At 72.6% G+C, this 9,948-nt stretch carries 10 protein-coding genes, 2 pseudogenes and 1 riboswitch; of the genes and pseudogenes, 4 read left to right on the plus strand and 8 right to left on the minus strand.

Annotated features, from left to right (window positions below):
- Together D455_RS34870 and D455_RS0117395 are read left to right on the plus strand one after the other, a co-directional pair.
- A pseudogene (locus tag D455_RS34870) lies at nt 1-233 on the plus strand (hypothetical protein); the annotation flags it as partial.
- 51 nt (nt 234-284) lie between these two features.
- A complete protein-coding gene (locus D455_RS0117395) occupies nt 285-1,205 on the plus strand; it encodes an aldose 1-epimerase family protein (protein WP_017571990.1) in 921 nt (306 codons plus the stop codon).
- A 28-nt stretch (nt 1,206-1,233) separates the two neighbouring features.
- Here the strand turns inward: D455_RS0117395 and D455_RS0117400 are convergent, their stop codons facing one another.
- The 8 genes from D455_RS0117400 to rpe form a co-directional block, all read right to left on the minus strand.
- Complete coding sequence (locus D455_RS0117400) at nt 1,234-1,863, minus strand: nucleotidyltransferase family protein (protein ID WP_083922287.1); 630 nt, start codon at nt 1,861-1,863, stop codon at nt 1,234-1,236.
- Between the two features lie 125 nt (nt 1,864-1,988).
- Nucleotides 1,989-3,149 (minus strand): XdhC family protein, encoded by a 1,161-nt coding sequence (locus D455_RS0117405; protein ID WP_017571992.1) that lies wholly within the window; start codon nt 3,147-3,149, stop codon nt 1,989-1,991.
- A 114-nt stretch (nt 3,150-3,263) separates the two neighbouring features.
- Nucleotides 3,264-3,725: a PH domain-containing protein gene (locus tag D455_RS0117410; RefSeq protein WP_017571993.1), complete on the minus strand. Its 462-nt coding sequence runs from the start codon at nt 3,723-3,725 to the stop codon at nt 3,264-3,266.
- A 181-nt stretch (nt 3,726-3,906) separates the two neighbouring features.
- Nucleotides 3,907-4,380, minus strand: coding sequence for a 6,7-dimethyl-8-ribityllumazine synthase (gene ribH, locus D455_RS0117415; RefSeq protein WP_017571994.1), 474 nt, complete (start codon nt 4,378-4,380; stop codon nt 3,907-3,909).
- Between the two features lie 60 nt (nt 4,381-4,440).
- Complete coding sequence (locus D455_RS0117420) at nt 4,441-5,730, minus strand: bifunctional 3,4-dihydroxy-2-butanone-4-phosphate synthase/GTP cyclohydrolase II (protein WP_026122717.1); 1,290 nt, start codon at nt 5,728-5,730, stop codon at nt 4,441-4,443.
- Between the two features lie 92 nt (nt 5,731-5,822).
- Complete coding sequence (locus D455_RS0117425) at nt 5,823-6,455, minus strand: riboflavin synthase (protein ID WP_017571996.1); 633 nt, start codon at nt 6,453-6,455, stop codon at nt 5,823-5,825.
- 118 nt (nt 6,456-6,573) lie between these two features.
- A riboswitch (FMN riboswitch) is annotated at nt 6,574-6,704 on the minus strand.
- A 71-nt stretch (nt 6,705-6,775) separates the two neighbouring features.
- Nucleotides 6,776-7,858 carry a phosphatase PAP2 family protein gene (locus tag D455_RS0117430; protein WP_017571997.1) on the minus strand — a complete coding sequence of 361 codons (1,083 nt, stop codon included), beginning with the start codon at nt 7,856-7,858 and terminating at the stop codon, nt 6,776-6,778.
- A 223-nt stretch (nt 7,859-8,081) separates the two neighbouring features.
- Nucleotides 8,082-8,753: a ribulose-phosphate 3-epimerase gene (gene rpe, locus D455_RS0117435; protein WP_017571998.1), complete on the minus strand. Its 672-nt coding sequence runs from the start codon at nt 8,751-8,753 to the stop codon at nt 8,082-8,084.
- 231 nt (nt 8,754-8,984) lie between these two features.
- Here rpe and D455_RS0117440 point away from each other — a divergent pair, with 231 nt between their 5' ends.
- Both D455_RS0117440 and D455_RS0117445 read left to right on the plus strand, forming a co-directional pair.
- Nucleotides 8,985-9,371 carry a hypothetical protein gene (locus tag D455_RS0117440; protein ID WP_017571999.1) on the plus strand — a complete coding sequence of 129 codons (387 nt, stop codon included), beginning with the start codon at nt 8,985-8,987 and terminating at the stop codon, nt 9,369-9,371.
- Nucleotides 9,372-9,421: 50 nt separating this feature from the next.
- A pseudogene (locus tag D455_RS0117445) lies at nt 9,422-9,948 on the plus strand (hypothetical protein); the annotation flags it as partial.

Raw genomic sequence — 9,948 nt, forward strand, 5'->3', positions numbered from 1 at the left:
GCGGCACGTGGACGCCGTGGCTGGCCCTGGTCAACGGCCTCGGCATGATCGCGGCGGGACCCATCGTCATGGACCCGGCCGGCGGATTCCCCGTCGGCGCCGTCACCGCCATGCTGTGGCTGTCCGCGGTCGCCGCCCTCCGCCTCCGCGCCTCCCGAACACCTCCCGAACACCTCCCGACCCGCCCGCCACGGCCCCGCCGCGTCCTCCCGGCGGGGCCGTGTGGGCTATGATCACCCGGTTCGGCGCACGGCCGGACGACACGACGAGGAGGCGGGTGACAGGTGAGTGACGTGATCGGGTTGCGCTCCGGGGAGTACCGGGCGCACGTCGACCACAGGGGCGCGGGTCTACGGGCACTCACCTGGCGTGGCCGCGACGTGGTGTGGCCCTACGGCGAGGACGGCCCCAAGGCCTTCCAGGGCCAGGTACTGGCGCCGTGGCCCAACCGGGTGACCGAGAAGGGCTACCGGTTCAACGGCGTCCACCACGACCTGGAGCCCAACGACCCGGCGACCGGCACCGCCATCCACGGCCTGGTCCACGACCGGACGTGGACCCCGGAGTCGATGTCCGAGGACGCGGCCGTCCTGCGACTGGACTTCGGGGGCACCCCCGGGTTCCCCTTCCCCCTGGAGCTCACCGTCGGCTACCGGCTCGACGGGGACGGACTGACGGTCACCACCACCGCCCGGAACCGGGGTGACGCGCCCGCCCCCTTCGGCCTGGGCTTCCACCCCTATCTGACCCTGGGCGAACCGCTGTCGGCGCTGGCCGCACGCGGAGAGCTCACCCTGGAGGCCACCGCGGGCGCCCGGCAGCCCGTCGACGACCAGATGCTGCCCTCCGGCGCCCCCGTCCCCGTGGACGGCGGCGAGTTCGACTTCCGCCCGCCGGGCCGCGCGCTGGGCGACACGGTCCTGGACACCGCCTTCACCGCACTGGAACGGGACGGCGACGGGCGCGCGTGGGTACGGGCGAGCGGCCCCGAACACCGCGTGTCCCTGTGGTGCGACCGGAGTTTCGGCTGGTTGCAGCTGTTCAGCGCCGACACCCTCGGCGGGCACGACCACCGGGCCCACCTGGCCGCGGAACCGATGACCTGCCCGCCCAACGCGCTGGCCACCGGCACCGACCTGATCGTGCTCACACCCGGCGAGTCCACCGAGCACACGTTCGGCATCACCGCCGAGCCGCTGTCCTGACCGACCGGCCGCGTCCGCTCACGGGGGCTCAGCCGGAACCCGAGGGCTCGCGGCCGAGCACACCGCTGACCCGCTCCAGGTCCTCCACCGTGTCGATGTCCTCCGGACTGGCGATGTCGTCGCAGGGCACGGCGGTGACCAGGTGCGAGTACGCGCGCAGGAACGGTCGCGCTCCCACGTCGTGCACGGCCATGGCGTAGACGGTCGACCAGTGCTCACGGCCCAGCAGCACCGGATTGCGCTGGTTGCCCCCGTAGGTGGCCACCGCGGCGCGGGCGCCCTGTTCGTGCGCCTCCACCAGGCGGCGCACCGCCTCGGGCGTGACCAGCGGCTGGTCGGCCAGCGCGATCAGCACCGCGTCCACCGTGCCGGGCAGGGCGTCGATCCCGGCCCGCACCGACGAGCCCATACCGCTGCGCCAGTCGGGGTTGTGCACCGTGTGGGCACCGCGCACCGGCGTGTCGGCGGCGCCCAACACCACCATGACGGGAGCGCAGCCGCCCTCGGTCAAGGTGCGCACGCCGCGGTCGACCAGGCGCTCACCGCCCACCTCGACCAACGCCTTGGGGCGCCCGAGTCTGCTCCCCGCCCCCGCCGCCAACAGCAGACCCGCCGCCAGGCCCGTACGCTCCCTGTCCCGTGCCTCCCCAGTACCCATGACGTGATGATGTCACGCGGAGGCACGGCGGATGGGCCGCCTGGCGCAGCCCGTCCGGACGCGTTCCGCGGCCGCCCTCCCCACCCCGCCATGACCAGGCACTTCACAACGAAACAGGTTTCGGTTCACTTGGTGGAGTGACCGAATCCGGCCGGAACCAGGGGCACGCGCGGCGTGTCGTGGTGGATCCGGCCCTCGGTCTCCCGCAGGGCGCGCCCGCTGCCTCCCCACCGCGTCTGCACCAGCTCCGCGGCGATCGACACCGCCGTCTCCTCCGGGGTGCGCGCCCCCAGGTCCAGACCGATCGGCGAGTGCAGACGCTCCAGCTCCTCCTCCCGCACCCCCGCCTCGCGCAGCCGCTCCAGACGGTCCTCGTGGGTGCGCCGCGACCCCATCGCACCGATGTACCCGGCACGGGTCCCCAACGCGACCCTGAGCACCGGCACGTCGAACTTGGGATCGTGGGTGAGCACGCAGATGGCCGTGCGCTCGTCGATCTCGTCGGCGATCTCGTCCAGGAACACGTGCGGCCACTTGACCACCACCTCCTCGGCGGTGGGGAACCGCTTGGCGGTCGCGAACACCGGCCGGGCGTCGCACACCGTCACCCGGTAACCCAGATAGGTGCCCAGGTCGGCGACGGCCGCGGCGAAGTCGATCGCGCCGAACACCAGCATGCGGGGCGCGGGCGCGAAGGACTGGACGAACACCTCCAGCTCGTCCCCCCGCCGCTGCCCGTCGGTCCCGTACCGCAGCAGGCCCGTGCTGCCCTGGGCGAGCATGCCGCGCACGTCGTCGTCCAACGCGTCGGCCAGCCGGTCGCTGCCCAGGTCCCCCTCGGCGTGGCCGGGCCAGACCACGCGGCGCCGCCCCACCCGGCCCGCGTCGGAGGGGTCGGAGACGATGGTGGCCACGGCGACCGGCTGGTGCTCGTCGATCGCGCCGATCACCGACCCGAGCTGGGCGTAGGTGGCCCGGCTGACCGGCTCCACGAACATGTGCAGGGTGCCCCCGCAGGTCAGACCGACACTGAAGGCGTCGTCATCACTGACCCCGTAGGTGCGGCGCACGGGCACTCCGGTGCGGATGGCTTCCAGGGCCTCCTCGTAGACCGCGCCCTCCACGCAGCCCCCGGACACGCTCCCGACGACCTCGCCGGAGGCACTGACCAGCATCGCGGCGCCCGCGTCACGGGGCGAGCTCTTGTAGGTGTCGATCACGGTGGCCAACGCGAACGTCTCGCCCGACGCGTACAGGTCGGACACGGCCGCTCGGATGTCGCGCACGCGGTACCTTCTTCCACGTTCCTTCTGGTGGCTCTCGGTACCAAACTATGTGCCCCACACAACACCGCGGGAGCCACGGATCCTCAAGAATCCGACGGCTCCCCCGGGAGGTTCCTACGAGAGGCCGGGCTCGCGGCCCTCCCCGCGCTCCTCCAGCAGCGCGCGGAACTCCGCCAGAGAGCGGTGGGCGACCACTCCGTCGGCGCTCTGGATGCCCATCACCGCCAGGGTCGTCCCGTCGGACAGGTCCACCGAGGGCCAGGGCTCCCCCACCGGCATCCGGATGTCCACGACCTCCGTCCACGACAGGACGTGGGTGCGGATGCTGTTGACCACCGTCACGCCCTCCTCGGTGGCCACCAGCCTCGGCCGGGCGACCAGGTGCAGGCCGGCGGCGATGACCAGACCCAGTCCCACCATCAGGAACCGGTCCATGAACCCCCAGACCTCCGGCATGACCACGGCCATCACCACGGCGGTCACCATGATCAGCAGGGCCAGGCCGTAGGCCACCCACCGCACCGACCGGGGACGCCACGTCCTGGGCAGGACCGGCCGCATCGACGCCTCGTCCACCGGCTCTTCCCTCGTCCTCACCGACTACTCCACTCCGCCCGCCCGGGGCCCCACCAGGGCACCGGACACCAACGCGACGACCAGAAGGGGGCACCGACCCGGGGTGGGGGCGCTCCGGCCACACCGGCGTCGTGTCCGGCCGCCCCACCGGGCCCCGGCGCTCCGCGCACCCGGACCAGGATCAGCGGCGCAGTCCGCGCAGGACCACCGCCGTGTCCAGGGCGGCCAGGGCGGCCTCGGCGCCCTTGTTCTCGACGCTTCCCGGCAGACCCGCGCGGTCACGTGCCTGCTCCAGGGTGTCACAGGTCAGCACGCCGTTGCCCACGGGGGTGGAGTGACGCAGAGCCACCTCGGTCAACCCGTGGGTAACCGACTGGCACACGTAGTCGAAGTGGGGAGTGCCGCCCCGGATGACCGCGCCCAGGGCGATCACGGCGTCGTGCTTGCGGGCCAGCTCCTGGACCACCACGGGGAGCTCGACCGCCCCCGCGACCTCCACCACGGCCGGGGCCGACGCCCCCGAGGCCTTCACCACGTCCAGGGCGTTGGCGAGCATCGGCTCGACGACGGAGGCGTTCCACCGGGTCACGACGATGCCCACCGACATCCCCGAGGCGTCCACACCGTGCTGTTCCGGACGTCCTTCACCACTCATGGGTTCCTGTCTTTCTGTCTGCGCGAACTGCGGGGAGGCGGTGGCCCGGGCGGGCCGCGGTCAACGGGTCACACCGGTCAGGTCGTGGCCCATACGGTCGCGCTTGGTACGCAGGTAGGCGACGTTGTCCTCGGTGACGAAGGAGGGCATGCCCACCCGCTCGCTGACCCGCACACCGTGGCGCTCCAACCCCTCGGCCTTGTCGGGGTTGTTGCTCAGCAGCCGCACCGACGACACGCCCAGGTCGGTGAGGATCTGCGCCCCGGCACCGAACTCGCGGGCGTCGGCGGGCAGCCCCAGGCTCAGGTTGGCGTCCACCGTGTCCACACCCCGGTCCTGGAGACTGTAGGCGCTCAGCTTGTGCAGCAGACCGATACCCCGGCCCTCGTGACCGCCCAGGTAGACGACCACACCGCGTCCCTCCTCGGCGATGTCGGCCATGGCGGCGTCCAACTGGGCTCCGCAGTCGCAGCGGTGGGAGCCGAACGCGTCACCGGTGAGGCACTCCGAGTGCAGGCGGGCCAGGACGTCGGTGCCGTCGGACAGATCCCCGTACACCAGTGCGACGTGCTCGGCGCCGTCGGTGGTGCCCCGGAACCCGACCGCGCGCCACTGGCCGTACCTGTTGGGCAGGCGGGTCTCGACCATGCGGGTGACCAGCGGCGGGTGGGCCTCGGCGTCGGTGAGCGTCTCGCCCAGGGCGGCGCGGTGCGCGGCCAACTGCTCGACCGACACCAGCTTGAGGCCGTGCTCGTCGGCGAACTCGCGCAGCCGGGGCAGGCGGGCCATGGTGCCGTCGTCGTTGACCACCTCGGCGAGCACACCCGCGGGACGCAGACCGGCCAGGCGGGCGAAGTCCACGGAGGCCTCGGTGTGACCGCGCCGGGCCAGGACACCGCCCGGCCGCGCGCGCAGCGGAAGGATGTGACCCGGACGCACGAAGTCGGAGGGGCGGCTGCCCGAGGAGGCCAGCAGGCGGATGGTCCGGGCCCGGTCGGCGGCGGAGATGCCGGTGGTGACACCCTCACGCGCGTCGACGGTGACCGTGTAGGCCGTGCGCAGGCTCTCCTCGTTGCGCGCGGTCATCAGCGGCAGGTCGAGGCGGTCCAGGTCCGGGCCCTCCATGGGGACGCACACCACCCCGGAGGTGTGGCGGATCATGAACGCCAGGAGCTCGGGCGTGGCGAGTTCGGCGGCGAAGATGATGTCGCCCTCGTTCTCGCGGTCCTCGTCGTCGACCACCACGATGGCCCGCCCCGCGGCGAACTCCGCGACGGCCTCCTCGATGGGGTCCAGGACGACGGCCTGCTCGATCTCTGCGGTGGCCGGGGTGGCGTCGGTGACGGTCATGTCCGCTCCCTGGGGTGAGTCGTGGATGTGGGTGGTGTGGCGGGTGGCGGCCCGACCCGGCGGGTCCGCCCCCCGGCGCCCGGCGCCGGTGCTCACGCCCGCGGGCGGACCGCGGCCACGGCGGTGATGCGCTCGACGTACTTGGCGATGACGTCCACCTCGATGTTCACGGTGGCGCCGGTGGCCAGACCGCCCAGAGTGGTGGCCCTCAGGGTCTCGGGGATCAGACTGACCTCGAAGAACTCCTCCTCCGCACCGGGGTCGCTGACCGCGGAGACGGTGAGGCTGGTGCCGTCGACGGTGATCGACCCCTTCTCGACCACGTACGGGGAGAGGTGGGCGGGCAGCCCGAAGCGCAGAACGTCCCAGTTGTCACCGGGATTCCGGGAGAGCAGGCACGCGGTGCCGTCGACGTGGCCCTGGACGATGTGGCCGCCGAGGCGGCCGTCCGCGCGGGCGGCGCGTTCGAGGTTGACTGGGGAGCCCGGTGCGAGGGCGCCGAGGGAGGAGCGGTCCAGGGACTCCTTCATGACGTCGGCGGTGAAGACGCCCTCGCCGCGGTCGACGACGGTCAGGCACACGCCGTTGACCGCGATGGAGTCGCCGTGCCCGGCGTCCGAGCTGACCAGGGGGCCGCGGACCGACAGGAGGACGGACTCCCCCGTGGTACCGGCGGCTTCGATGGAGACGACCTCGCCGAGCTCTTCCACGATTCCGGTGAACACGCCCTTGCCTTCCCTTCGCCTTGCGGGCTCCGGGGAAGAGGGGTGTGGAAACGGGTCCACGACAAGGCGGCACCGGGGGTCGCGCGTCAGTGGACGCGGCGACGGACGGACCGTCCCGACACGTACTGCCTCCCATCCGGACTTTCACCGTCGGTACCGGAATTCCACCGGTTCAACCGGCCGATGGATTCGGCCGGGTCGCGGACTGTCACCGCCGGTTCGGAATTACACCGACCCCGGAGCACGTGTTTGACTGTTGTCTCAACTGGCTCGAATCCTAACCCCTTCCCAACTGGGGCGCATAGCTGGTGTGACGCGAATCATCCACGTTCGTCGCCGTCCCCGGCGTCCGCGGAGGTGTCGGACGGCGCCTGCGCGGGCGTGTCGCCGGAGCCGCCCCGGCCCCCGCCCACAGGGGTTTCGGTCGAGGTTTCGGGCCTGGTGGCCAGGCCGCTGCGCACGAACATCTCCGGCGCCAGGTAGGAGGCCCAGAAAGTGATCACGGCGTAGGCGACGAACGACACCACCGCCTCGGCGAGCCCGGTCAGGGTGCCGAAGAGCACGTACACCAGCACCTGGACGAGCACCGCCACCGAGGCGCCCAGGACGAGGCGGGCGGCCCGGGAGACGAGCGTGCCCCGGGCGCTGTACCAGCCGCGCTTCGCGAGCAGGGTGAAGCCGACGAGCCCGCCGAGCAGTGAGCCGGCCCCGACGTACAACCCGATCAGGGTCTCCTCGGCCGGGTCCGCGGGCACGGCGCCGTTCCACTCCACGGGAACCGTCCAGCCGTCGCGCACGAGCAGCTGCCACAGGGTCGCGACCAGGCAGGGCACCAGGGTGGCGGCGAGGGCGTAGCCCACCCAGCGGCCGGTACCCAGACCCAGCCACCAGGCGGTGATCCGGTCCTCCCAGCGCAGGACCACCCACAACAGGACGGCCCCCAGCAGCAGACCGGCCAGGACGTCACTGATGAAGTGCGCGCCCAGGTGGACCCGGGAGAACGCGACGAGCGCGATGACGGCCACGCACGCCCACAGCACGGCGCGGCGGCCCGACCGCAGACCCAGGTAGCCCCAGGTGACCGTAGCCCCCTGGGTGTGACCTGAGGGAATCCCGAAGCTGCCGGAGCTGGTGTGGGCCGTGATGCGGGCGTCGTACCAGTAGGGGCGGGCCCCGTAGAGCACCGACTTGGCCAGTTGGTTCACCACACCCGAGGAGGCGACCACGATGAAGAGGCGGGCGCCCAGGCCGGGGTTGACGCACCAGAAGACCAGGGCGAGGGCGATGATGACCAGGGTGTGGGAGCCCAGATGGGTGATCAGGCCCAGCGGGTGGGCCAGCCAGTCCCCCAGTCCCTGGAGCCATCGGATGGGGGCGGTCTCCGCCTCCCACAGCACGTCCATGGCCAGATGCTCGGCCGTCCAAGCGTTCAACGCGTACTCCCACGGGTCCGCGCCTGGCAACGCGCTCACGCCGCGCCGCTCCCCCGCACGCGCGCACACGCGAGGAGAAGACGGAGCCGCGACCAAGCGGAATCAACGACTACGAAGCGCACAGCTTAGGGGGCCCGGTCCGCTGTGGCCAGCCGTGCGCGGGGCCGTGTCGGGATCGTTGCGCGGTCGGTGGTCAGTTTCGGTCGGCGGCCTCGGCGGCGAGGGAGCGCAGGGACTCCACGGCCTTGGCCGGGTCCTGTGCGCCGTAGACAGCCGAACCCGCGACGAAGACGTCGGCTCCGGCCTCGGCGGCCCGCTCGACGGTCTCGGCGCTGACCCCGCCGTCGACCTGGAGCCAGACGGAGGCCTCGCGGCTGTCGAGGATCTCGCGTGCCCTGCGGATCTTGGGCAGGACCACGTCGAGGAACCTCTGGCCGCCGAAACCGGGCTCGACGGTCATGAGCAGGAGCATGTCCATCTCGCCGATGATGTCGGCGTAGGGCTCGACCGCCTCGGCGGGGTTGAGGGCCAGGCCCGCGCGGGCCCCCAGGCGGCGGATCTCGCGCAGGGTGCGCACGGGGGCGTTGGCGGCCTTGGCGTGGATGGTCACGCTGCCCGCGCCCGCCTCGGCGTAGGCCGGAGCCCACCGGTCGGGGTCCTCGATCATCAGGTGGCAGTCCAGGGGCGTGCTGGTCGCCTTGAGCAGGGACTCCACGACGGGCAGGCCCAACGTCAGGTTCGGCACGAAGTGGTTGTCCATCACGTCGACGTGGAGCCAGTCGGCGGACGGGGACACGGCGGCGGCTTCGTCGGCGAGGTGGGCGAAGTCGGCGCTCAGGATGCTGGGTGAGATCTGGATGGCCACGCGTGCAGTGTAGCCACGGATCGTGGCGGCCCGTGGCACGGGTGGTGGGCCCGAACTGCGGGGACGTGGAGAGGGTGTTCTCTCTCCCCTCACGTTTCTCGCGGTTTCGTGCTGCTCCTTTACGACGTAGATCCAAAGGGGGTCCTCCGTGGGCCTCCCCACTGGCCGAGAGGAATGGAGGGGGCCTCCGAAGGTCCCGGTCCGGGCCCCTCCCGACCGATCGGAGGAAAGGTGAGCGAGGACACCGAGACCGGCCTGGGCGTCGTCTGCGAACACGCCAGCGCGGTCCGCGACCGGCTGCGGCGGGTGCACGGCGGCTCAGCGCTGGTCGACGCCGTGCTCGTGGCCGCCCGTGAGGGCGGGGACGTGGCGGCGGAACTGGCCTGCCTCCAGGAGGCCCTGGTCGCGATCGACGGCCGGGGGCTGTCCGCCCACGCCGACGGCATCCGCTACGTGGGCCCCGCGGACCTGGAGGTGCCCGGGACCGGTCTGCCCCGACCCGCCTCCGCCCTGTTCGGATGCCCCCAGGGCCGGTGCGTGCGGACCTGGGAGCCCACCCCGGCCGAGGACGTGCCGGTCTGCCTGGTCAGCGGTGCTCCCCTGCGCTCGGGGCGGTAGGCGTGGGCGACATGTGGGCGGAACTGGGACGGAGGCTCACCGAAAGGTGGGTGAGCTCCCTCGCCCTGCCCGGAGCCCTCTACCTGGCGGTCGCCACGGCCGCGTACGCCCTCGGTTGGAGCGGGGCGTGGGACGTGGGGCACCTCGCCGAGCGGGTCACCGGCTGGGCCGAGGACCCCCGCGTGGACAGCCTCGGCGGCCAGGTGCTGGTCTTCGCCGCCGTGGTGGCCGGGAGCACCGCCACGGGACTGGTCGCACAGGGGCTGGGCTGGCTGGTCGAGCGGGTGTGGACGGCCGCGGACCAGGAACGCTGGCCGCCGCCGTTGCGCGGCTGGGCCGAACGGTGGACGCGGTCGCGCCGCGGGAGGTGGGACGGGCTGCGCGCGGAGGTCGAGCGGGCGCGTGGCGAAGGCCCGGAGGAGGAGTTCGCGGCGGCCTACGACCGGATGGCGCGGATCTCCCCCGAACGCCCCCGGCGCGCCACCTGGTGCGGTGACCGGATCGTGGCCGTGCGGACGCGGCTGGCCCGCGACCACCGCGCGGACCTGACCGTGCTGTGGCCGCACCTGTGGCTGGT

The sequence above is a fragment of the Nocardiopsis halotolerans DSM 44410 genome, from assembly GCF_000341065.1.
Taxonomy (GTDB): domain Bacteria; phylum Actinomycetota; class Actinomycetes; order Streptosporangiales; family Streptosporangiaceae; genus Nocardiopsis; species Nocardiopsis halotolerans.

Excerpts from the sequence above, each read along its gene's own strand:
- D455_RS0117400 (WP_083922287.1), bottom strand. The coding sequence starts at position 1,863 with ATGGGTACTGGGGAGGCACGGGACAGGGAGCGTACGGGCCTGGCGGCG.
- ribH (WP_017571994.1), bottom strand. The coding sequence starts at position 4,380 with ATGAGTGGTGAAGGACGTCCGGAACAGCACGGTGTGGACGCCTCGGGG.
- D455_RS0117420 (WP_026122717.1), bottom strand. The coding sequence starts at position 5,730 with ATGACCGTCACCGACGCCACCCCGGCCACCGCAGAGATCGAGCAGGCC.
- D455_RS0117430 (WP_017571997.1), bottom strand. The coding sequence starts at position 7,858 with ATGGACGTGCTGTGGGAGGCGGAGACCGCCCCCATCCGATGGCTCCAG.